The organism is Bradyrhizobium sp. ISRA436 (assembly GCF_029910015.1).
GTDB lineage: Bacteria > Pseudomonadota > Alphaproteobacteria > Rhizobiales > Xanthobacteraceae > Bradyrhizobium.
In genome coordinates this window covers 3,046,009-3,071,638 of sequence record NZ_CP094519.1, presented here as the reverse complement: position 1 = coordinate 3,071,638, position 25,630 = coordinate 3,046,009, and the positions used below count along the sequence as shown (strand labels likewise).

The window sequence follows — 25,630 nt, the reverse complement described above, 5'->3', positions numbered from 1 at the left end:
GGGCCTCGGCCAACTGCTTCAAATTGTTCGGTAAAGGCTGGCAGGAGTGGAGAGGCTCGAACTCCCAACCCCCGGTTTTGGAGACCGGTGCTCTACCAATTGAGCTACACTCCTGCAGGGAACCGGCGTCGCCGCGGGTTCGCGCCGTTTCAAGCACAGGGCATGGCCGCTTTGCAAGGGCGAAGCGTTGAACCTGCTGTTCAATGCAGAACTTCTGCGCCAGACTTCGCCCACCACCCCTCGCCGGCACCCCGCCGCAACAATCACAAGAGCACAGGGAGAGACCATGAACGCTCAAACCGCCGCCAGGCACGCCGCCAGTCCGAAGACCCCGTCCCTCCCCCTCGCCAAACCCGAATCGATCGGGCTGTCGAGTGTGCGGCTGCAGGCGATGTCCGACACCTTCAAGCGCGAGGTCGACAAGGGGAACACGCCCGGCGTGACAGTGCTGGTGGCGCGGCGCGGCCAGATCGGCTGGTTCGACGCGATCGGCCGGCAGAGCCCGACGGCCAGCGCGCCGATGGCGCATGACACGATCTTCCGCATCTTCTCGATGACCAAGCCGATCGTCTCGGTCGGCATCATGATGCTGCTGGAGGACGGCCACTTCCTGCTCAACGACCCCGTTGCGAAATTCATCCCCGAATTCGCCGAGACCAAGGTCGGCGTCAAACACAACGGCAAGCTCGAGCTTGTCCCGGCCAAGCGGCAGATGACGATCCAGGACCTGCTCCGCCACACCTCCGGCCTGACCTATGATCACACCGGCAACGGCATGGTGCAGCAGCTCTACCAGCAGTCGCGGCTGCGCAGCCGCAAGATCACCAATGCCGAGCACGCCACCATGCTCGCTGGCATGCCGCTGGTCTGCCAGCCCGGCGCCGAGTGGAACTACAGCCGCTCCACCGACATCCTCGGCCGCATCATCGAGGTGGTCAGCGGCAAGACGCTCGGCGCGTTCCTGACCGAACGTATCCTCAGCCCGCTGCAGATGACCGAGACCGCCTTCCACACGCCGGAAGCCAATGCCGGCCGGCTCGCCGAGGCCTTCGCGGCCGATCCCTGGACCAATGAGAAGGTGCAACTGTTCAACATGCTGGAGAAGCCGGCCATGGAGTCCGGCGGCGGCGGGCTGGTCTCGACTACGATGGATTATGCGCGCTTCGCACAGATGCTGCTCAGCCGTGGCTCGCTCGACGGCACCAGGATCATCGGGCGCAAGACGCTCGAGCTGATGGCGTCGGATCATCTCGGCGCCAACGTCAAGATCCAGGGCACGCTGGTGCCGCCCGGCCACAGCTTTGGCCTCGGCTTCGCCGTGCGCATGCAGCAGGGCATGGCGTCGTTCTCCGGCTCGGTCGGCCAGTTCTTCTGGAGCGGCATGGCCGGCACGTTCTTCTGGATCGACCCGAGCGAAGACCTGATCGCGGTCTTCATGATGCAGGGTCCCGGCCAGCGCGAATATTTCCGCTCGCTGGTGCGCAATGGCGTGTACGCGGCGGTGGAGTGACTGTAGCACTCCCCTGATCCTCAACGCTGTCATGCCCCGCGCAGGCGGGGCATCCAGTACGCCGCGTCGATCGCGATAAACCGAGAGGCCTCCGCGTACTGGATCACCCGCTTTCGCGGGGTGATGACCAGTTGAGCGTGTGGCGCGCTTTGCGCACCAACGTCGGCGTCAGCTGATCGTCGCCCCGCCGTCGATCACCATGGTCTGGCCGGTCATGAAGTCGCCGGCGCGCGAGCCCAGGAAAACGGCAGCGCCCGCGATCTCGTCCGGCACGCCGATCCGCAGTAGCGGCGAGCGCGAGGTCGAGGCCTTCAGATTGTCCGGATTGTCCCACAGCGCCTTGGCGAAGTCGGTCTTGATCAGGCCCGGCGCGATGCAGTTCACGCGGATGTTGTGCTTGCCGTATTCGCAGGCGAGGTTGCGCGCGAGCTGCATGTCGGCCGCCTTCGAGATGGCGTAGGCGCCGAGGATGGTCGAGCCCTTCAGGCCGCCGATCGAGGAGACGATGATGATGGAGCCGTCCTTGCGCTCGATCATCTGCGGCACCACCATCGAGATCAGCCAGTTGTTGGCGACGATGTTGTTGTCGAGGATCTTGCGGAACTGATCGTCCGAGATGCCGGCGAGCGGGCCGTAATACGGGTTCGACGCCGCGTTGCAGACCAGCACGTCGATCTTGCCGAACGCGCGATTGCTCTCGTCGACGAGGTTCTGCAGGTTTTCCTTCGAGGAAATGTTGGCCGCGATCGCAACCGCGGTGCCCTTGCCGTAGGTCTCGTTGATCTCCTTCGCCACCTGATCGCAGACGTCGGCCTTGCGCGAGGAGATCACGACTTTGGCGCCGTGCTCGGCCATGCGCTCGGCAATGGCGCGTCCGATGCCGCGCGTCGAGCCGGTGATGACGGCGACTTTTCCCTTCATGTCGAACAGAGTCATGTTTCTCTCCCAAATCTGAGGTTTTGAGTCTGATGTCTTGAATTCTGCGTTGAGCTTAAGCAGCGTTCCGGTGTTGCGATAGCGGCATCATGCGAGCTTGGTCGCCGGGCGAACTTCGGGCCCGGCCTGCTGATGCATCGCGGCGTGCCTGACATCGGCGATCCAGGGCTGCTGGTTCACCATCGGCAAGCGCCAGGTCGACAGCCCGGACGCCGCGACATGATCGAGCCGCGTCACCGAGACATTGTCGATGTCGAAGGCGAGCCCCCTGTCCGGCTGGCCGCCGAGCGCAAGACCGACAGCGCACTTGATCACGCCGCCATGGCCGACAGCGATGACATCCCTGCCCGCCTCCGCGGCATTGATCCGCACGATCGTGCGACAGACGCGGGTGTAGAGGTCCATGTAACTCTCGCCGCCGGGCGCGGGTTCGTTGACATCCGCGAACCAGGTGCTGCCGACCGGGCGGCTGGCAAGGAACGCGGCGCGGTTCATGCCCTGCCATTGCCCGAGATGCTGCTCGGCGAAGTCGCGCTCCTGCGTCATGCTTGCCGGCTTAGGAAAGCCGGCGGCCCAGATCGCTTCCGCGGTCTCGTGCGTGCGCTTCAGATTGCTCGAGTACCATACCGCGTTGCGCGGCAGGATCTTGGCGACCGCCTCGAACACTTCGCTGTCGCCGGTGTCGCAGTCGATATCTTCCTGGCCGTAGATGTTGCCGCCGTCGCTGCGCACCGGTGCGTGGCGAACCCACCACCACCGCGTCGTGATCACCTTTGCTTGCTCTGGGTTGGACATCGAATGAGCCCTTCAATAGTGTCCCACGTCGCTGTACGTCACGCCGCACATCGTCTCAAGTGCTTCGGACGTTTGAAATCTTGTTTGAATTCCGTCGCGCGGCAGGTGCCGCGGATCACGCCACAGGGAGAAACTCATGGGCCGCCTCGAAGGCAAATCCGTCATCATCACCGGCGCTGGAAGCGGCATCGGCCGCGCGGCCTCGCTGCTGTTCACCAAGGAAGGCGCCAAGTTGATCGCGGTCGATCGCACCGACGGCGTCAATGAAACCGCAAAGCTCGTGCGCGATGCCGGCGGCACCGTTGAAGCTGTTATGGCCGATGCAAGCTCCGAAGCTGACGTCAAAGCCTTCATCGACAAAGCGGTCGCAAAATACGGCAAGCTCGATGCGATCTGGGCCAACGCTGGCGTCAGCGGCGGCCTAGTGCCGCTCGCCGACCAGACCGTGGAGCATTGGCAGGAAGTGCTGCGCGTCAATCTGATCGGCCCGTTCCTCGCGATCAAGCATTCAATTCCGCACATGACCAGGCAGGGCTTCGGGTCGATCATCTGTACCGCCTCCGTCGCAGGCCTGAAGGCCGGCGCCAGCGGCCATCCTTACGGCGCCAGCAAGGCCGGCGTCATCAGCCTGGTGCAGACCACCGCCTACTCGCTCTCCGGCACCGGCGTGCGCATCAACGCGGTCTGCCCGGGCCTGATCGAAACCGGAATGACAAAGCCCGTGTTCGACCGCGCCAAGGAGCGCGGCACTTCCGACAAGATCGGCCAGCTCAATCCGTTGAAGCGCGCCGGCCAGCCGCATGAACTCGCGGCGATGGGATTGTTCCTGGCGAGCGACGAAGCGTCCTACGTCAACGGCCAGGCAATCCCGGTCGACGGCGGCCTCACCGCCTCGATGCCGTATACGGGCAAGCCAGTTTAGCAAAGGCTCTCTCGTTTCACTGTCCTGGGCCGGATGGCTCCACATTCACCACTGTCGTCCTGGCGCCACGCCCCCTGCTGTCGTCTCGCCTGCGCGGGGACGACGCTGGGGATCGCTTTCGCTCGATGTCTCAACATCGTCATTGCGAGAAGCTCGCGACAAAATTGCAAAGCAATTTTGCGCTGAAGCGACGACTCGTCCGCCGAAGCCTTGGCGAGGGCGGACGCAATCGATCGCTCCGCCGTCATACCCGCGCATGCGGGGTATCCAGTACGCTGCGGCCTCTCGGATCAATCACTGCTGCCTCTGGAATACTGGATCGCCCGCCTTCGCGGGCGATGACAGGCGTGGAGATACGGCTTTACGTTCTCGCGACATGAATTGTCCGAGGCTTACCTCTCGGCCCGCCCTCATCGAACAGAGGGCGCAGGGAAAGCCGGGTGCCGATCGCACCCATGGGTCCCGTGCGTGGAAAGCACGGGAGGTAGGACCACAGGTGAAACCGGAGCAATCCCGGCTTTCCCTGCGCGATGGTTTACGGCTTATACGTGCTCTCCCCGGCGAGACTGGGCTTGTTTGTCACCGTCATCCGCGAGACGCTTCCGCGTCCTGGGAGTCGACACCTGCCACTAGGGCGTCGGAACCACACGACTTCACCGTCCGCCTCGCGTGTGCTCGTCAGTCACACGCTCGGCGTCCACCGCATCCCGACCCAACACTCGTGACGATCGCGAAGCGCCCCTCAGGCGGGTGAGACGGGCCATTCATACACTGAGTTGAACTTCTGGAAAACAGAAATATTTTTGTGCGAGGGGCTTGCGCCGTCGGGCAAATCAGTGCCTTCAAAGTGGTACAATCTCAGTTTCTGCGAATGAGCCGCACCATGCCAAGCCAACGCCCCAACCGTATCCGCAAGCTGCTGGCCGATCTGGTCGCCTTCGACACCGTCAGCGACCGCTCGAACCTGTCCCTGATCGCCTATATCGAGAGCTACCTCGCCTCGCTTGGCGTCAGCGGAGAGCAGATCGTGGACGAAACCGGGCAGAAGGCCTCGTTGTGGGTCACCATCGGCCCCGACGACAAGCCCGGCCTGGTGCTGTCGGGACATACCGATGTCGTGCCGGTTGCGGGACAGAACTGGACGCACAATCCGTTCGAGCTCGTCGAGCGCGACGGACGGTTCTACGGCCGCGGCACCACCGACATGAAGGGCTTTGTCGCGGTCTGTCTTGCCATGGTCCCGGAGATGCTTGACGCCGGACTCAAGACGCCGATCCATCTTGCGATCTCCTATGACGAGGAGATCGGCTGCGTCGGCGTGCGGCCGATGCTGCGCGAGGTGAGCCGCAAGATGGTCAAACCGCTGGGCTGCTTCGTCGGCGAGCCGACCCAGATGCAGGTGATCATCGGGCACAAGGGCAAGCATGGCGTTCGCGCCACGTTCCGCGGGCTCGCCCGCCACTCCTCGATTGCCCCCGACGGCGTGAACGCCATCGAATACGCAGCCGAGCTCATCACCGAGATCCGCCGTCGCGCCGAACGGCTGGCCACGGAAGGCGGCCGCGACGAGCTTTACGACGTCCCCCACACTACCCTGCTCACCAGCATCGTGCATGGCGGCGCGGCGCTGAACATCGTGCCGGATCAGTGCACGGTGGAATTCGAATGCCGCGGCCTGGGCGTCAGCGAGTCCAGGCAGGTGACGGATGCAATCGTCGCCTGGGCCAGGGCCGAGATCGAACCCGCCATGCGCAAGCGCCATCCGGAGTGCGGCATCGATTTCGAGGAGATCCTCGACTACCCCGCGCTCGATACGCCAACGGACGATCCCGTCGTCACGCTCGCCAAGCAGCTCGCCGGCCGCAACGACCACGCCAAGGTGGCCTTCGGCACCGAGGCCGGCCTGTTCGTCAGCATGGCGGATGTGCCGTCGGTGGTGGTCGGCCCGGGCTCGATCGCGCAGGCGCACACGCCGGATGAATTCGTCGAGATGTCGCAGCTCATGAGCTGCGCTGATTTCGTCGAGCGGCTGATCGCGCATTGCGCGAAGTCTTAGTGTGATTTCCCTCTCTCACAGCCCGTCCGGTGGCTGGCCCGGCCCGGTCGCGGCGGGACGCAGTTTGTCGCGCTTGCGCTCGCGATAGAACGCGTAGAGACCTGATGTCACGATGATCGCGGCGCCAGCGAGCATCGGACCGTCGGGCTTGTGGCCGAATACGAGATAGCCTGTCAGCATCGCCCACAGCAGCGCGAGATAGCGGAACGGCGCCACCGCCGAGATGTCGCCGGTGCGCAGCGACACGATGATGCATTGATAGCCGATCAGGATCAGCACCGCGGCGAGCGCCAGAAGGCCTGTTGCGTGGCCGGAGGGTGCCTTCCAGCCGCCGAGCGGAAACAGGATCACGGCGCCTGCCGTGCTGACCGTCACGGTGGTCAGCAGCGTGATGAACAGGGTCGGCAACTGCTTCGGGATGCGGCGCGTCGCAAGATCGCGCACCGCGCAGAAGCCGACCGAGGCCAGCGCCAGCAATGAGGCCTGGCTAAATCCCTCCGCGCCCGGCCGGACGATGACCAGGACGCCAATGAAGCCGGCCGCGATCGCGAGCCAGCGCCGCCAGCTGATCGGCTCGCCGAACACCAGCGCCGCACCGAGCGTGATGACGAGCGGCAGCGCCTGGAAGATCGCCGAGGCATTCGCAAGCGGGATCTGCGAGATCGCCGCGAGATAGGTCAGCGTGCCGCCGATCTCGCCGACAACGCGCAAACCGACCGGCCAGATCAACAGCGCACGGAAGCTGCACAACGCCTTGCGATGGGAGGCGAGCGCCGTGACCAGCACGATCGCGAACCCGCCGCGGACAACGAGGATCTCCCCGATGTTGAGCTCCGACGACACCGCCTTGGTGATGGTGTCATTCATCGTGAAGCTGGCCATGGCCGCGGCCATGAACAGGCTGCCGCGAAGGTTGGAGGAGACGGTCAATTCAATGTCCAGGGGAACGCGTTTGCCAGCCGGCGCGCGACTTCAGCGAGAGGCAACCTGTTCAGAGCGAGTCGCCAGAGCGGCGGGACCAAGCTCCCTCGCCCCGCTCTTCGCGGGGTCGAGACGAGCGAAGCTCGCTCTTAGAGGGTTGGGGTGAGGGGCTGTCGCCGCATTAACAGCAACAGATAAGTTCGCGGAGGCTCCCCCTCACCCGGATCGCATCTAACGATGCGATCCGACCTCTCCCCGCAAGCGAGGCGAGGTGAAGGGCGAGCAGAAGCGGCGCGACCCGGTCCAAGGATCGCGCCGCATTTTCCGCATCAGGTCGCACCGGCCTTCTGCGCGTATTCCCATGACGCCTTCGACAGCGGCACGGTGCGCTTGGCCGACTCGAGGGCCTTGGCGTTCGACGCGGTGCCGTCGCGCACGCGGCCGGCAATACCCTGCGTGATGCCCGCGAGACGAAACAGATTGTAGGAGAAATACCAGTTGAGGTCCGGCACCGGGATGCCGGTCACGTTGCAGTAGATCTCGGCGGCCTCGTCCTGGCTCGGAATGTTCAACGCCTTGAGATCGGCGCCAGCGAGGCCCGGCATGGTCCACTGCATCAACAAATAGGTGAAGTCGGCCATGGGATCGCCGAGCGTCGACAGCTCCCAGTCGAGCACGGCCTGCACGCGCGGCTCGGTGGCATGGAAGATCATGTTGTCGAGGCGATAGTCGCCATGCACAATCGAGACGCGCTGCTGCACCGGTACGGTCTTCGGCAGCCATTCGGCGAGCTTCTCGAATTCCTCGATATATTGCGTCTCGGACGCCCGGTATTGCTTGGTCCAGCGATCGACCTGCCGCGCGAAATAATTTCCCGGCTTGCCGAAATCGGCGAGCCCGATCTCTTCCGGATTGAACAAATGAAGCTTCGCCAGCGTCTCGATCTTGCTGGTGAAGATCTTCCGGCGCGCCTCCGGCGGCTGGCTCGGCAGTGTCGGATCCCAGAACACCCGGCCCTCTTCCATCGACATGATGTAGAAGGCCGCGCCGATCACGGCATCGTCGGTGCACAGCGCATAGGCTTTCGCGACCGGGAAGTTCTGCTTGCCGAGCGCCGCGATGACGCGGAACTCGCGATCGACCGCATGCGCGGACGGCAATAATTTACCGAACGGCTTGCGGCGCATCACGTAGTTGCGGCCGGGGGTCTCAAGCTTGTAGGTCGGGTTGGACTGTCCGCCCTTGAACTGCAGGACCTTGAGCGGGCCCTGATAACCTTCGACGTTTTCCTTCATCCAGGCGTCGAGATTCGCCTCGTTGATACGATGACGCTCCTCGACTTCCCTTGTGCCGGAAAATTCCTCGTCCTTCCTGACGCCGTCCGCCACGGTGACGCTCCCTCAACTGTTCTTGGAGAGCGCCAGCAGGCGCTCCCGTTGGTTCACTCCGTCATCCCCTCGTGGTGAGGAGCGCGGAACGCGCTCCGGACGATGCTTCGCATCGCCTTGAGAACCATGAGGCCCCGTCTGTGGCCTACATCCTTCGAGAGGCCCGCTGTTCGCGGGCTCCTCAGGATGAGGGGTAAGCATTTACGACGCAGCAATCTTAGTGCGACGTGTTTGCATACTTCCGAAGCTCAAGTCTGGCAATGGCGCGATTGTGCACCTCGTCCGGACCGTCGGCGAGACGCAGCGTACGGATATGCGCATAGGCGCGCGCCAGCCCGGCGTCGTCGGAGACGCCGCCGCCACCGAAGGCCTGGATCGCCTGGTCGATGATCTTGAGCGCCATATTGGGGGCTGCGACCTTGATCATCGCGATCTCGAGCTGCGCGGTCTTGTTGCCGACCTTGTCCATCATGTCGGCGGCCTTGAGGCACAGCAGGCGATTCATCTCGATGTCGGTGCGGGCCTCGCCGATGCGCTGCTCCCAGACCGAGTGCTCGATGATCTTCTTGCCGAACGCGGTGCGCGAGGCGAGCCGCTTCACCATCTTCTCCAGCGCCTCCTCGGCCTGGCCGATGGTGCGCATGCAGTGATGGATGCGGCCCGGGCCGAGGCGGCCCTGCGCGATCTCGAAGCCGCGGCCTTCACCGAGCAGGATGTTTTCCTTCGGGACACGGACGTTCTCGAGCAGCACCTGGGCGTGACCGTGCGGCGCATCGTCGAAGCCGAACACCGGCAGCATCTTCTCGACCTTGATGCCGGGGGTGTCGAGCGGCACCAGGATCTGCGACTGCTGCTGGTGCTTGGCGGCGCTCGGATCGGTCTTGCCCATCAGGATCGCGATCTTGCAGCGCGGATCGCCGACGCCGGACGACCACCATTTGCGGCCGTTGATCACGTAGTGATCGCCGTCCTTCTCGATGCGGGTTTCGATGTTGGTGGCGTCAGACGACGCCACGGCGGGCTCGGTCATCAGGAAGGCGGAGCGGATCTCGCCGTCCATCAGCGGGCGCAGCCATTTGCGCTTCTGCTCCTTGGTGCCGTAGCGAATGAACACTTCCATGTTGCCGGTATCGGGTGCCGAGCAGTTGAACACTTCGGACGCCCAGGAGATGCGGCCCATCTCCTCCGACAGCAGCGCGTATTCGAGGTTGGTCAATCCCGCGCCGTGGAATTCATCGTCCTCGTGGGAGGACGGCGGCATGAACATGTTCCAGAGGCCTTCGGCCTTCGCCTTCTTCTTCAACTCCTCGAGGATCGGGATCACCTTCCAGCGCGGGCCTTCGGCATCCTGCTTCTCGTAGATCGGCACAGCGGGACGGACATGGTCCTTCATGAAGGCCTGAACGCGCTCGAGCCATTCCTTCTGCTTGGCCGACATCGTGAAATCCATGGGACGCTCCTCGTTGTTCCTAGACTTTGGGCCGCACTGTCCACCTCGCGCCGCGAGCCTGCAAGGGCGTTCGCGGGATCGCGATCGTGGCGCGCCAGAACGCCGCCCGCGACATCAGCGGATTGACATTTCCGGCTCTTCAAACGATAGTTTCATACAAATGTTTGAAATGCAACTCCCTGCCGTCTTCGTCATTCCGGGGCGGCGCACCAGCGCCGAACCCGGAATCCAGAAGTTGCGGCGCGAGATTCCGAGTTCGCGTCTACGACGCGCCCCGGAATGACCGGAGGATGAGGCCATGGCCAGCGATCAGACCCGATCCGCCATTCTCGCTGCCGCCGAACGGCTCTATGCCGACCGCGGCTTCGGCGACGTCACGCTGCGCGACATCGTCGCGGAAGCGAACGTCAACCTCGCGGCAGTGAATTACCATTTCGGTTCCAAGGACGAATTGATCGCGGAGCTGTTCGTCACCCGCAGCATCCAGACTAACCGCGAACGTCTCAATGAACTGAAGGCGGCGGAGGAGAAAGGCGGCGGCCGCGCAGCGATCGAAGACATCATGCGCGCCCTCGTCGGCCCCACCCTGCGCGGCTGCCTGGGGCCGGATCGCGAGGGCTCGACGGCCGCGCGCTTCATGATCCGGGCGTCGATTGAATCAGTGCCGCCGATCCGCCGCATCAAGAACCGCGAGGTCGATCACTTGCGCAAATTCGCCGCAGCGATGCGCCGCGCGATGCCCGGCCGCGACGACACCGAGCTCTATTGGGGCCTGCACTTCGCACTGGCGATGGCCCATCACACGATCCGCGAGAAGGAGCGCCTGCTACGACTCTCCGAAGGCAAATGCGATCTCGACGACGTGCAGGCCATCATCGACCGCGTGGTCGCCGTCACCGTGATGGCGCTGTCGATGGGCGAAGCCCACGCCAGCAAGCCGCTGCCGCGGCCGGCGGTCGTGCACGGACGGCTGACGCGGCAGGATTTGTGAAGCGCTCGCGCGCACACGGTACGCGCTGATTGACGCGCCCTCGCCGCGAGCTCGTCACCTCTCCCATCGGGAGAGGTCGATTTGCGCAGCAAATCGGGTGAGGGGTTACAGTCCATCGAGAGTGAAAGGCCCCTCACCCGGATTGCTTCGCAATCCGACCTCTCCCCGATGGGGAGAGGTGAAGCGAGCGGCACGCCGAGTTCAAGCAGCGCCGTCACATCATCGCGTGCAGTCGATCTCGACGTCGAACGGCCCGGTCTATTCCGGAATGCAGACGAAGATCCGCGCTGGCAAATCGCGCGAATAGATCGCGTTGAATTCCGCGTCTCGAAGCATGCACGGCCCGGCTGGTGGGCGTTGACCCTTCGAGACGGCCGCGTTGCGGCCTCCTCAGGATGACGGGACACGCACCGCGCAGGTTCAAGGATTTGGATCTAGATGATCCCCTGCGCCTTCAGCTTCTCCACCTTGGCTGCGTCATAGCCGATCGTCGCCAGCACCTCGTCGGTGTTGGCCCCGAGCAGCGGCGGGGCGCGGTATTCGGTGATCGGCGTGCCCGAGAAGGTCAGCGCGTTGCGGATCAGCGACAGGTCGTGCTCGAACGGATGATCGACCTTGACGCGCATGCCGCGCGACTGGACGTGGGGATCGTTGAACACCTGCGAGAAGTCGTTGATCGGACCCGACGGCACACCCGCCTTCTCCAGCTCCTCGAGCCAGTACGCGACCGGCTTCTTCAGGAACAGGCCGGCGAAGATCGCCATGATCTCCTTGCCGTGCACGACGCGGTCGTTGTTCTTGATGAAGCGCTTGTCGTTGGCGAGCTCGGGTTCGCCGAGCACGGCGCAGGTGCGCTGGAACTGGCCGTCATTGCCGACCACCAGCATCAATTCGCCGTCGGCGCAGCGGAACACGCCGGCCGGCATACCGCCATTGCCCCAAGTGCCGCGGCGCGGCGGGGTCTTGCCATTGACCAGGAAAATCTGTGCGTAGTGCGACAGCGCGGCGATCACGGTGTCGAACAGGCAGACATCGACATGCTGCCCCTCCCCGCCGTTGACTTTGCGGTGATAGAGCGCGGCGAGAATGCCGATCGAGGAGTTCATGCCGGTCATGTAGTCGACGATCGAGGGGCCGACCTTCATCGGGCCTGCGCCGGGTTCGCCATCGATATGGCCGGTGACGCTCATCAGCCCGCCCATCGCCTGGAGGATCGCGTCATAGCCGGCGCGCGTGGAGTAAGGGCCGGTCTGACCGAAGCCGGTGACCGAGCAGTAGATAATGCCGGGGTTGATTGTCTTGATCGTCTCGTAGTCGAGGCCGTAGCGCTTGAGATCGCCGACCTTGTAGTTCTCCATCATCACGTCGACCGACTTGGCCAGCTCGCGGATGATCTCCTGCCCTTCGGGCTTGGCGATGTTGACGGTGACGGACTTCTTGTTGCGGTTGGCGCAGAGGTAGAACGAGTTGTTGTTGTTCTGCTTGCCTTCGGGATCGGTGAGGTAGGGCGGGCCGAAGGCGCGGGCATCGTCGCCGCCGCCGGGCCGCTCGATCTTGATCACCTCGGCGCCGAGATCCGCCAGCATCTGGGCCGACAACGGGCCCGCGAGCACCCGCGTCAGGTCGAGAATCTTGATGCCCGAGAGTGGCAGAGCCGACATAAACTTTCCTCCAATATCGTGATTGTGCGGCACCGGACCTCTGTCCGTGCGCGCTGAGCCTGCCGATACACCATTTTGGCGAAGCGAGCACTGCATTGTCGGCATGAAGCCATCCGCCTGCGGCCTATGTGGTGGAAGCCGGGGGCGGTCTCCCTCGGGAACCGGCCATGAGCGCTTCGTCCCGCCACAGCCGATTGCCGCCGCGCGAAATTGTGAAAAGGGCCGACATCGTTTTGACGCCTTTTCCAACGGTATTTTGGCGCCGCAAGGAGGCGGGATATGCGAACGATCACCACGATGGGGCTGTTTCTGACCGTGCTGGCGGTCTCCATGGCGGCGGCCGACGCGCGCGGCGGCGGCCATGGGTTCGGACATGGCGGGCGCCATGTGCACGGCGTGCATGGGGGCGGCGCAAGCGGCGCCGGGGCGTTTGCCGCCGATAAGCGCCACGCCGACGATCCCTACATCAAGGCGGCCTCGGACGAGGAGGACCGCCTGCTCAACAGTAAGCTGAAGAGCATCTGCCGCGGCTGCTAGACCTACGACGCGATCGCCTGCCGCGGCTGCGCGCCTAAGCCGATCAGCTTGCTGATCTCGGGCTTGCAGCCGCCGCAATTGGTGCCGGCCTTCAGGCTGCGGCCGACGGCCTCGACGCTGTCGGCGCCCTTGCGGATCTCGGCGGTGATCTGGTGCTGCCCGACGCTGAAGCACGAGCAGACGATCGGCCCCTTGTCCTCGTCTGCCCCGAACGGCCGTCCGGCCAGCAGCGACATCCGCGCGTTGGCCGACAATTGCGTCTCCGCGAACAGCCCCGCCAGCCACGCCCGCGACGGCAGCGTGTGATCGGGCGCGATGAATACGCAACCTTCCAGCCGGCCGTCGCGCACCGCCGCGTAGCGGAAACGTCCCGCCGCCGGATCGCGGTAGGCGATCCATTCGATCTCGACCTGCTCCAAGCCGAGCTGCGCCCGCGCCCAGTCGCGCCAGCTCTCGGGGCGCGCATCGCCGGTCAGTTCCAGCCGCCAGCAATCGCCGGCCTTGCCGTGAACCCAGTAGCCGGTCTCAGGACGCCTGATCGCGTTGCGGCTCAGGATGAACGCATGCCATTTCGGCGCGTAAGGGTCGGCCTTGACCGGCGTGTGCTTGGATTCCGGCTGACCCGACAACGGATCGACCACCGGGTTGACCAGCGCGTTGACGCGCCCTGCTCCGGCGAATTCCTCGTTCCAGTGCATCGGCACGAACACGCAGCCGCGGCGCTGGTCGGCGCTGACCACGACGCGCGCGATCATCTCGCCCCACGGGCTCGTCAGCCGCGTGAGCCCCTCGTGCTGCAGGCCGACGACACGCGCGTCCTCGGGATGGAATTCGGCATAGGGCTCGAAGACGTGCGACAGCAGCCGCGCCGTCTTTCCGGTCCGTGTCATGGTGTGCCACTGATCTCTGACACGGCCGGTGTTGAGCACCAGCGGATAGTCACGGCTGGTCGCGTTGCCCGCCGGGCGCGGTGCGACCGGGATGAAGCGGGCCTTGCCGTCGGGCGTGAAGAATGTCTGGGTCCCGAACATCCGCGCCGTACCGGCCGGATGGTCTGATGTCACCGGCCACTGCACCGGCGCCAGCGCGTCGTAGGCGCTGTCATCGAGCGTCGACAGCGCCGAGATGTCGAAATCCCGCGTCCCTTCGTTCTCGAACCCGGACAGCGCAGCATGCTCGCGGAACACGTCGGCGACGGAGACGTAGTCAAAGCCGGAATACCCCATCCGGCTGGCGACGTCGCAAATGATGCGCCAGTCGGCGCGGGCCTCTCCCGGCGCGGCGAGGAACGGGCGCTGCCGCGAGATCCGGCGCTCGGAGTTGGTGACGGTGCCGTCCTTCTCGCCCCACGCCAGCGCTGGCAGCAGCACGTCGGCATGGCGCGTGGTGTCGGTGTCGCGGATGCAGTCGGATACCACAACCAGCTCGCACGCCCCGAGCGCGGCACGCACGCGATCCGCATCGGGCAGGCTCACGACCGGGTTGGTCGAGATGATCCAGACCGCCTTGATGCGTTTGTCGGCGATGGCGTCGAACATGTCGACCGCCTTCAGCCCGCCCTTCTCCGCGATGACAGGCGCGCGCCAGAACCGCTGCACCCGGTCGCGGTGCTCGGGCTTCTCGAGCTCCATATGCGCGGCAAGCTGGTTGGCAAGCCCGCCGACCTCGCGGCCGCCCATCGCGTTGGGCTGGCCGGTGAGCGAGAACGGTCCCATGCCGGGACGGCCGATGCGCCCGGTCAGGAGATGGCAGTTGATGATGGCGTTGACCTTGTCGACGCCGCTGCTCGACTGGTTGACCCCTTGCGAATAGAGCGTGACGACGCGCTCGGTCCTGGTGAACCAGTCGAAGAACAGCCCCACGGCGCCTTCGGTCAGGCCGCAGGTCGCGGCGGTCTGCGCCAGGGTCTGGCCGGCCACCTGCTTGAGGGCGTCGACGATGCCCGTCGTGCAATTGCCGACAAAGGCGCGATCGACCGCATTGCTGCCGGCGAGGAACGCAAACAGCCCGTTGAACAGCACGGAGTCGCTGCCCGAACGCAGCGGCAGATGCAGATCGGCGCCCTCGCAGGTCGCGGTGCGGCGCGGATCGATCACCACGATCTTGCAGGCCGGGTTCTTCTCCCTGGCCGCCAGCACGCGCTGATACAGGATCGGATGGCACCACGCCGCGTTGGAGCCGACCAGCACCAAGAGATCGGCCTGCTCGAGATCCTCGTAACAGCCCGGCACGGTGTCGCTGCCGAACGCGCGCTTGTGCCCGGCGACGCTCGAGGCCATGCAGAGCCGCGAATTGGTGTCGATGTTGGCGGTGCCGACAAAACCCTTCGCGAGCTTGTTGATGACGTAATAGTCCTCGGTCAGGAGCTGACCCGAGACGTAGAACGCCACCGCATCGGGCCCGTGCTCCCGGATGATCCGGCTGAAGCCGTCGGCGACATGGTCGAGCGCATCGTCCCAGTGGGCCGGCGCGCCGCCAATCATCGGCTCAAGCAGCCGTCCCTCAAGACCGATGGTCTCGGCAAGCGCCGAGCCCTTGCTGCAGAGGCGGCCGAAATTCGCCGGATGCTGCCGGTCCCCCTCGACGCGGACGCTGCCGTCCGCATCCTTGCTCGCGACGACGCCACAGCCGGCGCCGCAATAGGGGCACGTGGTCTTGACCGACATCGCCTGTCGCTCAGCTCACCGGCACCGTCTGCCGAACCGACAGCCACACCACGCCGTTCTCGACCTTGGCCGGATGCGTGTGCGTGCAGCCCTCGTCGGGTGCGACCGCCTGACCGCTCGCCAGCTCGATGACGAAATTGTGCAGCGGACAGGTCACCCGCTTGTTGTGCACGATACCCTGCGACAGCGGCCCGCCCTTGTGCGGGCAGCGGTCGTCGAGTGCGAACACCTCGTCGCTCTCGGTGCGAAACACCGCGATGTTGCCGTGGGGCGTGCGGACCACGCGCGAGCCGAGCCGCGGAATCTCGTCCAGCGCGCCGATTTCAATCCAGCCGGTCATGCGATCTCCAATTCGGCAAGCGGTGCGAATTCGTTGCGGTCGACGCCGCGGCTGGCGCGCTCGGCCCACGGGTCGGTCTGGGCGAACTGCTGCGAGTAGGCAAAGCGTCCGAACAGCGCCTTGCGGTTCGTGACGTCGTCGACGACGCGCTTCCTGATCTGCTCGAGCCCGACGCGGTCGCACCATTTGTACATCCGCTCGAGATACCAGCCCTCCTCGCGGTAGAGCTGGGTCAGGGCCACGATCACCTCGAGCGCCTCGTCCTCGGTCTCGACCTTGGTCAGGAACTCGGTGCCCTTGATGTGCAGTCCGGCGGCGCCGGCGAAGTGGATCTCGTAACCGGAATCGACACAGACCACGCCGACGTCCTTGCAGGTCGCCTCCGCGCAGTTGCGCGGACAGCCGGAGACCGCGAGCTTGACCTTGGCCGGAGTCCAGGAGCCCCACATGAACTTCTCGAGCTTGATGCCGAGGCCGGTGGAGTCCTGGGTGCCGAAGCGGCACCATTCGGAGCCGACGCAGGTCTTCACCGTGCGCAGCCCCTTGGCGTAGGCGTGGCCGGACACCATGCCGGCGTCGTTGAGATCAGCCCACACCGCCGGCAGATCCTCCTTCTTGACGCCGAGCAGGTCGATGCGCTGGCCGCCGGTGACCTTCACCGTCGGGATGTTGAACTTCTCGGCGACGTCGGCGATGGCGCGCAGCTCGCTCGGCGTGGTGACGCCGCCCCACATCCGCGGCACCACCGAATAGGTGCCGTCCTTCTGGATGTTGGCGTGGACGCGCTCGTTGATGAAGCGCGACTGCTGGTCGTCGCGATACTCGCCGGGCCAGGTCGCGAGCAGATAGTAGTTCAGCGCCGGGCGGCAGGAATGGCAGCCGTTCAGCGTCTTCCACTCCATGAAGCGCATCACGGCGGGAATGGTCTTGAGCTGCTGCTCGACGATGACGCGGCGAACATCGTCGTGGCTGTGATCGGTGCATTTGCACAACGGCTTGACCTTCGGCGCCGCCGAGTAATCGCCGCCCAGCGTGAATGCCAGCACCTGCTCGACCAGGCCGGTGCAGGAGCCGCACGACGACGATGCCTTGGTATGGGCGCGGACGTCGTCGAGCGTGAACAGCTTCTTTTCGGTGATCGCCTTGACGATCGCGCCCTTGCAGACGCCGTTGCAGCCGCAGATCTCGGTCTCGTCGCTCATCGCGGCAACCGAGCTCTGGCCGCTGACGCCGCCGTCGCCGAGATTGGCGGCGCCGAACACCAGGCGCTCGCGCATATGCGAGACGTCGGTGCCGTCGCGCAGATGCTGGAAGTACCAGGGACCGTCGATGGTGTCGCCATAGAGCACGGCGCCGACGATCTTCTTGTCCTTCAGGATGATGCGCTTGTAAACGCCGCGATTGGCGTCCTGCAGCACGATCTCCTCCTTGTCCGGCCCCGGCGCGAAGTCGCCGGCCGAGAACAGGTCGATGCCGGTGACCTTCAGCTTGGTCGAGGTCACCGAGCCGTCATAGGTGGCAAAGCCCTTCATCGCGAGGTGGTTGGCGCAGACCTTGGCCTGGTCGAACAGCGGCGCCACGAGACCATAGGTCTGGCGGCGGTGCTGCACACATTCGCCGACCGCATAGATGCGGCCGTCATAGGTCTGCATGGTGTCGGAGACGACGATGCCCCGCTCGCAATAGAGTCCAGCCTTCTTCGCCAGCTCGAAATTCGGACGGATGCCGACCGCCATTACCACGAGATCAGCCGGCAGCTCGGTGCCGTCGGCGAAGCAAACACCGGTGACGCGGTCCTCACCGAGAATCGCCTGCGTCTGCGCCGGCATCTTGAACACCATGCCGCGCTCCTCCAGCGACTTGCGCAGCAGTCCGCCGGCCACCGGATCGAGCTGGCGCTCCATCAGCGTGTCGAGCAGATGCACGACCGTGACATTCATGCCGCGCTTCATCAGCCCGTTGGCGGCTTCGAGGCCGAGCAGGCCGCCGCCGATCACGACCGCGTTTTGATAGGTGGTCGAAGCCTTGATCATGCGATCGACATCATAGATGTCGCGGAAGCCGATCACGCCCGGCAGATCCTTGCCCGGCAACGGCAGCATGATCGGATTTGAGCCCGTCGCGATCAGCAAGCGGTCATAGGGAACGCGATCCCCGGCCTCCGTGACCACCTCGCAGGTGCGACGATCAATCATGGCGACCGTCTCGCCCTTGCGCAGCGTGATGTTGTTGTCCTCGTACCAGTCGACGGTGTTGAGCATGATGTCGTCGACGGTCTTCTCGCCGGCGAGCACCGGAGACAGCAGGATGCGGTTGTAGTTGCCGTACGGTTCCGAACCGAACACCGTGATGTCGTACAGATCGGGCGCGCGTTCGAGCAGCGCCTCCACGGTGCGGATGCCGGCCATCCCGTTGCCGATCACAACCAGCTTTTGCTTTGTCACCTTGTCGAGCATGGTCTGCCTTTCAATTCCGACGACACTGCGCAGCGACGCGGCGCGTCGTCGATCAACGTCGATTGAGATTGGGATGGTTCGGAAGCCCAGCCGCGGGCGCAGACCGTCGTCGCTGACGATCGATGTTCCTTTGCCGACTGATATTCAAAACGCGTGCCAATTCGGCGCGGCCGAATCCGACAGCGAAATCAACGCGTTTCCGCCCTGCCCCGAAAATCCCTGGACGAGTGCGAGGCGGATCACCGGCCGATTTTTTAGCCACGCCGATGATCTATTGTGCAGGACAGCATAGGGAATGTTCGGGCGGTCGCCGACGCGAGTCTCACGCGCCATAGCGCGTGCTCCGCACGGCGCTCAAAAAAGCACCACCATGCGCGTTTGCGCGGCGGCACCTGCCGCGAGCGGCAGCAATCAGGAGAGCCACAGGCGAATCCGGGACATCTCGGCAACGCCTTGCTGACGAAGCACCGCGGTCGATTTCGATGGCACGGTTATTGCTGAAGCCCTTGCTGATCGGGAACGTCTCAACGACGAGCGCTCTCGTCCTTCACTCCATTCTGTCCGTTTGCGCCAAGGCCGGTCGCGACTGCGCGGCTGCCTTCGCCGCAGCACCGCGAGGCTTTGCAAATGAAGTTTGCTGAATTCAGGAAGGCGGGTCACTGGCCGACGCTGCTGGCCGCTTTCCTGTACTTCGATATCAGTTTCATGGCGTGGGTCTCGCTCGGCCCGCTGATCGTCTATATCGCGCACGACATGCACCTGGCCGTGAACGAGAAGTTCACGCTGGTTGCGATTCCCGTGCTGGCCGGCGCGCTGCTCCGGGTGCCGATGGGCCTGCTCGCCGACGTCATCGGCGCCAAGCGCACCGGCATCATCGCCCAGCTCGTCGTGATTGCCGCGACGATTGCGGTTTGGCAGTTCGGCTTGACCAGCAAGCCGGCGATCGAGCTGTTCGGCGTGGTGCTCGGCATCGGCGGCGCCTCGTTTGCCGTCGCCCTGCCCCAGGCCAGCCGCTGGTATCCGCCGCAATACCAGGGCGTCGTGATGGGCATCGCCGGCGCCGGCAATATGGGTGTCGTGCTCGACACGCTGCTCGCACCGAGCATTGCCGAACATTGGGGCTGGCAGGCCGTGTTCGGCTGCCTTCTGATCCCGATGCTGATGGTGCTTGCCTATTACGTCGCCGCCGCCAGGGACGCGCCGGGCGAGCGCAAACCGATCTCGCTGAAGGCCTATGGCGCGTTGCTCAAAGATTCCGACAGCCGGTGGTTCATGTTCTTCTACTTCATCACCTTCGGCGGCTTCGTCGGGCTGGCCAACGCGCTGCCGCTCTATTTCACGGTGCAATATCATGTCTCCGGCGTCGCGGCGGGCCTGCTGGTGGCCTTGATCGTCGCCTTCGGATCAGGCTTCCGTCCCGTCGGTGGCCTGATCGCCGACCGCATCGGCGGCATCCGCGCGCTGTCGATCCTGTTCGGCGTCGTGGTCGCCGCCTATCTCGTGATCGCCTTCATGCCGGAAGGCCCGACGGCGCCGGCACAGCGCGGCTGGGCGCTGACCGAGATGCCGCGCATCGCCTGGATCTCGGTTCTCCTGTTCTCGATCGGGGTGCTGGCGCTCGGCATGGGCAACGGTGCGGTGTTCCAGCTGATCCCGCTGCGCTTCCGTCACGAGATCGGCCTGATGACCGGCCTCGTCGGCTGTGCCGGCGGCGTCGGCGGCTACTTCCTGGCGCAGACGCTCGGCACCGCCAAGGCCATGACCGGCGGGTTCGGCGCCGGCTTCCTATTCTTCGGTGTCCTGGCGTTGCTTGGCTTCATCGGACTTGCCATGGTCAAGGTCCGCTGGCGCACCACCTGGGGCGCCGTATCCGGAGCACGCGTCTGAACCAGCCGCGCCCCCGAGGGGTAAGAGCATGAGGTTAGGCCGAGTTGCTGCCGCGCGACTTCGTCACCTCTCCCCATCGGGGAGAGGTCGGATCGCATCGCCAGATGCGATCCGGGTGAGGGGTTACGCCCTCGAGTGGGACCCGAGCCCCCTCACCCGCGCCTTTGGCGCGACCTCTCCCCGATGGGGAGAGATGACGCGTGCCGAGCGGCCCTCGCGGCCAACAAGCATTTGCGCCTGATCGTCGTGGCGAACGGTTCGCAACGGGATCTCGGAGTTCGCGTCGGTTTCGCCAGCGAGACCGGCAGGCGCGCCGCCAATGAGGACTATGTCGCGGCCTGCCTCGGCCGGTCGGGCGGCATCAGTGCCGACGTGGTCGCGGCCGTGGCCGACGGCGTCGGCGGCCACAAGGGTGGACGCGAGGCCGCCGAGGTCGCCGTCCGCAGCTTCATCGACGCCTACTATTCCCTGCCGGAGACGCTCGGCGTCCGCCGACGCGCCGCACGCGCGCTGGAGGCCGCGAACGGTTGGATCTACAGCCAGGGCCGCGTCGATGCCGCGCGCAGCGGCATGGCCTGCGCTTTTTCGTCGATCGTGCTGTCGCGGCGGCAATGTCACATCATTCATATCGGCGACACCCGCGCCTACCGTTTGAGCGAGGGGCGGCTGGAGCGGCTGACGCAGGATCACATCGCCGGCCGCGGCGATCTCGCGCACATGCTCAGCCGCGCCATCGGCTTCGAGGAATTCGCGCGGTTCGACTACTTGACCGTGGGGCTCCGGCAGCATGACCGGCTCGTCATCTGCAGCGATGGCGTGCACGGCGCGCTCGGCGATGTCAGCATCCAGCAATTGCTCGAGCAACGCACACCGCCGGAAGAGTCGGCACGCGCCATTGTCGAGGCCGCGCTCGCCGCTGATGGCAGCGACAACGCCACCGCGCTGGTGCTCGACGTCGTCGACCTGCCGCCGGCGGACCGCGACGAACTCACCCATGCGATCGCCGCGCTGCCGATCCTCGACCTGCCCGCGTCAGGCGACGTCATCGACGATTTCGTGCTCGGCGATGTGCTGTCCGACGGACGCTACAGCCGCCTGTTCAGGGCCGTCGACAAGCGGGCCGGCCGCGAAGTCGTGCTGAAATTTCCGCACCCGCGCGTTGCCGGCGAAGGCTCCTACCGTCTCGCCTTCGTGCGCGAGGCCTGGGTCGCCGCGCGGGTGCGCAGCCTGTGGATCGGCGAGATCATCGAACTGCCGGCGGAGCGGCAGACGCGACTCTATTCGGCGATGCCGCTCTATGACGGCGAGACGCTGGAGCAGCGCCTCAAGCGCGCGCCGCGACTATCGCTCGCCGAAGGGATCGGGATTGCGACCAAGCTCGTGCGTGCGGTCACGGCGCTGCACCGCGCCGGCATCATCCATCGCGACATCAAGCCCGACAATGTGATCCTGCTGAAGGACGGCGGCTTGCGCCTCGTCGACCTCGGGGTTGCGCGCGTGCCTCTGCTCGAGGATTTTCCGGCCGAGGACATCCCGGGCACCGCGAGCTACATGGCCCCCGAACTGTTCGGCGGCACGGCGGGCAACGAAGCGTCCGATCTGTTTGCGCTCGGCGTCACCGTCTACCGGATGTTCACGGCGAATTATCCGTTCGGCGAGATCGAGCCGTTCTCGCGGCCGCGCTTCGGCAAGCCGGCGCCCCTGTCGCGCTACCGCCCGGACCTGCCGGCCTGGCTCGACGCGGTAATCGGCAAGGCGATCAGCGTCGAGCCCGCGCAACGCTACGGCGATGCCATCGAGTTTGCCCATGAGCTGGAAAACGGCGCCACCTGGGCCGGCCCCGCGGTGCCAGGCCGCAAATCGCTGCACGACCGCGATCCCGTGACGTTCTGGAAGGTGCTGTGTGCGATTCTCGCCGTGATCGTCGTGGTGCTTCTGGCGCGGCATTAGCCGAGGATGAGTTTAGGTCGAATAGACCCGCCGCAGACTAGCTTCCCCTCAGGACGCGGCGCGACGAATTGTAATCCGGGTCTCGTCGGTGAAATCCTTGAGCTCCTTGTTCGGCTCGCGATAGAGGTGCCGCTCGATCTCGATCGATCGGCCCTCGGTCGTCTTGCTGCAATGCTCGTCGACAAAGCTGCCACCGATGGCCTGCTTGTCGCCGGCCGGTTGCGCTTCCGAGCAGGTCCACCCGTCCGCGCCATAACGGGACTTGGCCTGCAGCCCGAGCAGGAACGCCTTCTTGCGCAGATAAAGTCGCGCCTTCGGATCGGTCTCGATCGTCAGAGCCGCGACCTTGGCGTCGTGATCGATCATGACGGTGAGGATGGCCGGATGGCCACCCACCAACGTGCCTTCCCGCGACGTCGCAGGGTCGTACTCAAAGTGGATCGCGCGCAGCTGGTCCGCCCCGGCCGGACAATCCGACCACTGCGTCCAGCCCGACAGCTTGTGCGCCTTGTCCCCGGCGCAGGTGAGGTTGACATACCCCGAGTTGGGCGCGCTGGTGATCGCCATGCCGACGCTGATGTCGCGCAAATCTCCCGCGGTCGCCATCGCCGGCACGGCCGCCGTGACGGTGGCCGCAAAGACCAGGCCATGAATTGCTGATCGCTGCCTGCTCATGGTTTTGCCTTGTCGCTCTGACTGGACGGCGCGGCGGCGTGCCCGGCCTCCTTGTAGATGTTGCAAACGCGCGAGCCCTCGCCGAAGAACGCGATGCATTGGTCATAGGTCGGCTCGCCCTTGCCCTTGACATGAGCCAGCACATAGTCGGCGACGGCCTCGATCTCGTTGGGCCGCAGGAAGACGTTGGCCTCCGGCGGCATGCGATCGCCGACATCCTGACGCGTCATCTCGTAGCATTTCGTGGTGTCGTAGGCGCCGCGCACGAAGAATGGCATGCCGGTGCCCGGCCGGCCGCAGCTGACCGTCTCGATGATCTGCTCGCGCGTCAGCTCGGTTTTTCGAAGTGACAGCGCGTCGCCGCCATAGCCGCCGCCACCGTTGCCGTGCCACTTGTGGCAACCCACGCAGTTTGCCCGCTTGAACACCGCCTTGCCCGCATCGGTCGGATCGCTTGCCGCCTGCGCATGCGCGGCCCCCACAAATCCCATAACGAGCGCGCAGCCAAGCCACGCGCCAACCAGCCATGTTTGCTTCATTTGTCTTGTTTCTCTCGGCGAGAGCCTCCTTCGTTCCGATGAAATCGGAACGAGTCTCCCGATTCTTGTTTGACGCGTTTTCTTCACGCGAACCGGTATCCACTTCGCTCGAAAACGCTGCGGTCGACGCGGGAGGCTTCGGGCGAAGCCTCCCGCGCTTGCGACGTCAAAGGGCGAACACGTAGAGCATCGAGCCGGGCTGCATCTTCTTCAGCTCGGGCGTGGCGTCGATGAACCACTTGTCCCAGGCTCCGCCGAGACCGACCAGGATCGCGACGTACTGCTTGCCGTCGACCGAGAAGGTCATCGGCGGCGCGTTGACACCGCCGCCGGTGTTGAACTCCCAGAGCTTCTGCAAGGACTTCGCGTCATAGGCGATCACCTCGCCAGACGGCTGTCCGGAGAACACGAGGTCAGGCGTCGCCAAGATGCCGCCGAGGTTCGGGAACTGCGTCTCCGCCTTCCCCGCCACCTTGCCGGTGGTGACGTCGATCGCGGTCACGCTGCCGGTGATCTTGACCGGCTGGCTCGGTCCGCCGCCCGTGAAGAACTCGCGCGGCTTGAACTTGGCCGGCGTCATCTCCTCGACCGTGATCCGGTTGCAGCTCTCGATGACGGGGATGTACCAGAGCTTCAGGTTCGGATTGTACGCGGTCGGCGGCCAGTTCTTGCCACCCATGTTGCCGGGGCAGATGTCCGTCACCTTGTTCGTGCGGCTCGGCGTGACCGACACGTTATAGCGCTGCACGCCCTGCTTCGCATCGTACTCCACCGGCTTGCCCGACTCCGGATCGAGGCCCTTGGTCCAGGTCACCTTCTTCACGAACGGCAGGCCCCAGATGAACTTGCCGGTGGTGCGGTCGATCGCATAGGCGAAGCCGTTGCGATCGGCCTCGAGCGCGAGCTTCAGCGTCGTGTTGTTCGGACCGGGAACATCGGCCAGCACGTTTTCCGCCACGCTGTCATAGTCGTAGGGATCGTTCGGCGTGTGCTGGTAATGCCACTTGATCTTGCCGGTGTCGGCATCGAGCGCGAGCGAGCTGTCGGTGTAGAGGTTGTCGCCGGGCCGGTATTCATTATCCCAGTCCGGGCCGGGATTGCCGACGCCCCAGATGATCGTGTTGGTCGACGGGTCGTAGCTGCCGGTGACCCAGGTCGATCCACCGCCGGTTGCGGCGGCGCTCTTGTCGTCCTTCCAGGTCTCGTGGCCGGGATCGTCCTTGCCCGGGATCGTGTGCGTGCGCCAGACTTCCTTCTGGGTCTTCAGGTCGGTCGCAGCGATCCAGCCGCGAATGCCGTATTCGGCGCCGGCCACGCCCGTGATCGCCATATCCTTGACGATCAGCGGCGCGCCGGTGATGACCTCACCCTTGTCGGGATCGGCGACCTGACGCTGCCAGGCGACCTGCCCGGTCTCCTTGTTGGTTGCGATCAGGCGGCCGTCGAGCGTGTGCGAGATGACGAGGTTGCTCCACAGCGCGACGCCGCGGTTGTCGACGCCGCAGCAGGCGACTGCGCCGGCCCAGTCGTGGTCGGTCTTGGGATCCATCTTCCAGAGCAGCACGCCTTTGCCGCCATGGGCATCGATCTTGTAGACCGAGCCCCAGCCGTCGGTGACGTACATGAATCCGTTTTCGACGATCGGCGTCCCTTCCAGTCCGCCATGCGACCAGATTCCGCCGCCCTCGACGCCGCCGAGCGCCATGGTCCAGGCGACCTTCAGGTTCTTGACGTTGTCATGATTGATCTCGTTCAGGGTCGAGAACCGGTTGGCCGCGTAATCTTTGTGGTGGTGCAGCCAGTTACCGGCTTCCTTGTCAGCGTTGAGCAGACGCTCCTGGCTGACGTCTTCCGCGAACGCGAAAGAGCCGGCGATGGTCGCAGCGGATGCTACCGCCGCTGCGAGCATGTGGGATTTAACCCGTTTCAACCTCGTCATAGCTGTTTCCT

Annotated in this window: 19 protein-coding genes and 1 tRNA gene; 7 read left to right on the top strand and 13 right to left on the bottom strand. The window is 65.0% G+C overall.

The window, feature by feature from the left end:
- Window positions 1–38: 38 nt before the first annotated feature.
- Window positions 39–114, bottom strand: a tRNA-Trp gene (locus MTX23_RS14435).
- Between the two features lie 172 nt (window positions 115–286).
- Here MTX23_RS14435 and MTX23_RS14430 point away from each other — a divergent pair.
- Window positions 287–1,510: a serine hydrolase domain-containing protein gene (locus MTX23_RS14430; RefSeq protein WP_280977334.1), complete on the top strand. Its 1,224-nt coding sequence runs from the start codon at window positions 287–289 to the stop codon at window positions 1,508–1,510.
- A 168-nt stretch (window positions 1,511–1,678) separates the two neighbouring features.
- On the opposite strand, the gene MTX23_RS14425 is transcribed toward MTX23_RS14430, so the two are convergent.
- Both MTX23_RS14425 and MTX23_RS14420 read right to left on the bottom strand, forming a co-directional pair.
- The gene (locus tag MTX23_RS14425) at window positions 1,679–2,446 is read right to left on the bottom strand and encodes an SDR family oxidoreductase (RefSeq protein WP_280977333.1); all 768 of its coding nucleotides are present in this window, start codon (window positions 2,444–2,446) and stop codon (window positions 1,679–1,681) included.
- Window positions 2,447–2,533: 87 nt separating this feature from the next.
- Window positions 2,534–3,241 (bottom strand): histidine phosphatase family protein, encoded by a 708-nt coding sequence (locus tag MTX23_RS14420; protein ID WP_280977332.1) that lies wholly within the window; start codon window positions 3,239–3,241, stop codon window positions 2,534–2,536.
- Between the two features lie 136 nt (window positions 3,242–3,377).
- On the opposite strand from MTX23_RS14420, the gene MTX23_RS14415 reads away from it, so the two are divergent.
- Both MTX23_RS14415 and argE read left to right on the top strand, forming a co-directional pair.
- Window positions 3,378–4,163 (top strand): SDR family oxidoreductase, encoded by a 786-nt coding sequence (locus MTX23_RS14415; RefSeq protein ID WP_280977331.1) that lies wholly within the window; start codon window positions 3,378–3,380, stop codon window positions 4,161–4,163.
- Window positions 4,164–5,046: 883 nt separating this feature from the next.
- Window positions 5,047–6,219 carry an acetylornithine deacetylase gene (argE, locus tag MTX23_RS14410; protein ID WP_280977330.1) on the top strand — a complete coding sequence of 391 codons (1,173 nt, stop codon included), beginning with the start codon at window positions 5,047–5,049 and terminating at the stop codon, window positions 6,217–6,219.
- A 15-nt stretch (window positions 6,220–6,234) separates the two neighbouring features.
- Here argE and MTX23_RS14405 read toward each other — a convergent pair whose 3' ends face one another.
- The 3 genes from MTX23_RS14405 to MTX23_RS14395 all read right to left on the bottom strand — a co-directional run bounded on the left by MTX23_RS14405 (window position 6,235) and on the right by MTX23_RS14395 (window position 9,978).
- Entirely contained in the window at window positions 6,235–7,149 is a 915-nt protein-coding gene (locus tag MTX23_RS14405) for a DMT family transporter (protein ID WP_280977328.1), read from the bottom strand.
- 320 nt (window positions 7,150–7,469) lie between these two features.
- Window positions 7,470–8,528 (bottom strand): phosphotransferase family protein, encoded by a 1,059-nt coding sequence (locus MTX23_RS14400; protein WP_280977326.1) that lies wholly within the window; start codon window positions 8,526–8,528, stop codon window positions 7,470–7,472.
- A gap of 217 nt (window positions 8,529–8,745) precedes the next feature.
- A complete protein-coding gene (locus MTX23_RS14395; RefSeq protein ID WP_280977325.1) occupies window positions 8,746–9,978 on the bottom strand; it encodes an acyl-CoA dehydrogenase family protein in 1,233 nt (410 codons plus the stop codon).
- A gap of 298 nt (window positions 9,979–10,276) precedes the next feature.
- Between MTX23_RS14395 and MTX23_RS14390 the strand changes: the two genes are divergently transcribed.
- A complete protein-coding gene (locus MTX23_RS14390) occupies window positions 10,277–10,969 on the top strand; it encodes a TetR/AcrR family transcriptional regulator (RefSeq protein WP_280977324.1) in 693 nt (230 codons plus the stop codon).
- A gap of 434 nt (window positions 10,970–11,403) precedes the next feature.
- Here MTX23_RS14390 and MTX23_RS14385 read toward each other — a convergent pair whose 3' ends face one another.
- Entirely contained in the window at window positions 11,404–12,630 is a 1,227-nt protein-coding gene (locus MTX23_RS14385; RefSeq protein WP_280977323.1) for a CaiB/BaiF CoA-transferase family protein, read from the bottom strand.
- 279 nt (window positions 12,631–12,909) lie between these two features.
- Between MTX23_RS14385 and MTX23_RS14380 the strand changes: the two genes are divergently transcribed.
- A complete protein-coding gene (locus tag MTX23_RS14380; protein WP_280977322.1) occupies window positions 12,910–13,167 on the top strand; it encodes a hypothetical protein in 258 nt (85 codons plus the stop codon).
- Window positions 13,168–13,169: 2 nt separating this feature from the next.
- Here the strand turns inward: MTX23_RS14380 and MTX23_RS14375 are convergent, their stop codons facing one another.
- From MTX23_RS14375 to nirB, 3 genes are read right to left on the bottom strand one after another with little or no spacing between them, the layout of a single operon-like run.
- Complete coding sequence (locus MTX23_RS14375; protein ID WP_280977321.1) at window positions 13,170–15,833, bottom strand: nitrate reductase; 2,664 nt, start codon at window positions 15,831–15,833, stop codon at window positions 13,170–13,172.
- 10 nt (window positions 15,834–15,843) lie between these two features.
- Window positions 15,844–16,173 carry a nitrite reductase small subunit NirD gene (gene nirD / locus MTX23_RS14370; protein WP_280977320.1) on the bottom strand — a complete coding sequence of 110 codons (330 nt, stop codon included), beginning with the start codon at window positions 16,171–16,173 and terminating at the stop codon, window positions 15,844–15,846.
- Entirely contained in the window at window positions 16,170–18,629 is a 2,460-nt protein-coding gene (gene nirB / locus MTX23_RS14365) for a nitrite reductase large subunit NirB (RefSeq protein ID WP_280977319.1), read from the bottom strand. The genes nirD and nirB overlap by 4 nt, the downstream gene beginning before the upstream one ends.
- Window positions 18,630–19,256: 627 nt before the next feature.
- Here nirB and MTX23_RS14360 point away from each other — a divergent pair.
- Window positions 19,257–20,516 (top strand): MFS transporter, encoded by a 1,260-nt coding sequence (locus MTX23_RS14360; RefSeq protein ID WP_280977318.1) that lies wholly within the window; start codon window positions 19,257–19,259, stop codon window positions 20,514–20,516.
- A 183-nt stretch (window positions 20,517–20,699) separates the two neighbouring features.
- Window positions 20,700–22,466 (top strand): bifunctional protein-serine/threonine kinase/phosphatase, encoded by a 1,767-nt coding sequence (locus MTX23_RS14355; RefSeq protein WP_280977317.1) that lies wholly within the window; start codon window positions 20,700–20,702, stop codon window positions 22,464–22,466.
- 48 nt (window positions 22,467–22,514) lie between these two features.
- On the opposite strand, the gene MTX23_RS14350 is transcribed toward MTX23_RS14355, so the two are convergent.
- The 3 genes from MTX23_RS14350 to MTX23_RS14340 form a co-directional block, all read right to left on the bottom strand.
- Window positions 22,515–23,141 (bottom strand): hypothetical protein, encoded by a 627-nt coding sequence (locus tag MTX23_RS14350; protein ID WP_280977316.1) that lies wholly within the window; start codon window positions 23,139–23,141, stop codon window positions 22,515–22,517.
- Window positions 23,138–23,680 carry a c-type cytochrome gene (locus MTX23_RS14345; RefSeq protein WP_280977315.1) on the bottom strand — a complete coding sequence of 181 codons (543 nt, stop codon included), beginning with the start codon at window positions 23,678–23,680 and terminating at the stop codon, window positions 23,138–23,140. The genes MTX23_RS14350 and MTX23_RS14345 overlap by 4 nt, the downstream gene beginning before the upstream one ends.
- Window positions 23,681–23,846: 166 nt before the next feature.
- Window positions 23,847–25,589 (bottom strand): PQQ-dependent dehydrogenase, methanol/ethanol family, encoded by a 1,743-nt coding sequence (locus tag MTX23_RS14340; RefSeq protein WP_280978081.1) that lies wholly within the window; start codon window positions 25,587–25,589, stop codon window positions 23,847–23,849.
- Between the last annotated feature and the right edge of the window lie 41 nt (window positions 25,590–25,630).

What these genes read in the sequence shown, in the direction of transcription:
- MTX23_RS14355 (WP_280977317.1), top strand. Translation starts at nt 20,700, where the DNA reads ATGGGGAGAGATGACGCGTGCCGAGCGGCCCTCGCGGCCAACAAGCAT.
- MTX23_RS14395 (WP_280977325.1), bottom strand. Translation starts at nt 9,978, where the DNA reads ATGGATTTCACGATGTCGGCCAAGCAGAAGGAATGGCTCGAGCGCGTT.
- MTX23_RS14375 (WP_280977321.1), bottom strand. Translation starts at nt 15,833, where the DNA reads ATGTCGGTCAAGACCACGTGCCCCTATTGCGGCGCCGGCTGTGGCGTC.
- MTX23_RS14390 (WP_280977324.1), top strand. Translation starts at nt 10,277, where the DNA reads ATGGCCAGCGATCAGACCCGATCCGCCATTCTCGCTGCCGCCGAACGG.
- MTX23_RS14340 (WP_280978081.1), bottom strand. Translation starts at nt 25,589, where the DNA reads ATGCTCGCAGCGGCGGTAGCATCCGCTGCGACCATCGCCGGCTCTTTC.
- nirD (WP_280977320.1), bottom strand. Translation starts at nt 16,173, where the DNA reads ATGACCGGCTGGATTGAAATCGGCGCGCTGGACGAGATTCCGCGGCTC.
- MTX23_RS14415 (WP_280977331.1), top strand. Translation starts at nt 3,378, where the DNA reads ATGGGCCGCCTCGAAGGCAAATCCGTCATCATCACCGGCGCTGGAAGC.
- MTX23_RS14380 (WP_280977322.1), top strand. Translation starts at nt 12,910, where the DNA reads ATGCGAACGATCACCACGATGGGGCTGTTTCTGACCGTGCTGGCGGTC.
- MTX23_RS14385 (WP_280977323.1), bottom strand. Translation starts at nt 12,630, where the DNA reads ATGTCGGCTCTGCCACTCTCGGGCATCAAGATTCTCGACCTGACGCGG.
- MTX23_RS14430 (WP_280977334.1), top strand. Translation starts at nt 287, where the DNA reads ATGAACGCTCAAACCGCCGCCAGGCACGCCGCCAGTCCGAAGACCCCG.
- MTX23_RS14360 (WP_280977318.1), top strand. Translation starts at nt 19,257, where the DNA reads ATGAAGTTTGCTGAATTCAGGAAGGCGGGTCACTGGCCGACGCTGCTG.
- nirB (WP_280977319.1), bottom strand. Translation starts at nt 18,629, where the DNA reads ATGCTCGACAAGGTGACAAAGCAAAAGCTGGTTGTGATCGGCAACGGG.
- MTX23_RS14420 (WP_280977332.1), bottom strand. Translation starts at nt 3,241, where the DNA reads ATGTCCAACCCAGAGCAAGCAAAGGTGATCACGACGCGGTGGTGGTGG.
- MTX23_RS14425 (WP_280977333.1), bottom strand. Translation starts at nt 2,446, where the DNA reads ATGACTCTGTTCGACATGAAGGGAAAAGTCGCCGTCATCACCGGCTCG.
- MTX23_RS14345 (WP_280977315.1), bottom strand. Translation starts at nt 23,680, where the DNA reads ATGAAGCAAACATGGCTGGTTGGCGCGTGGCTTGGCTGCGCGCTCGTT.
- argE (WP_280977330.1), top strand. Translation starts at nt 5,047, where the DNA reads ATGCCAAGCCAACGCCCCAACCGTATCCGCAAGCTGCTGGCCGATCTG.
- MTX23_RS14350 (WP_280977316.1), bottom strand. Translation starts at nt 23,141, where the DNA reads ATGAGCAGGCAGCGATCAGCAATTCATGGCCTGGTCTTTGCGGCCACC.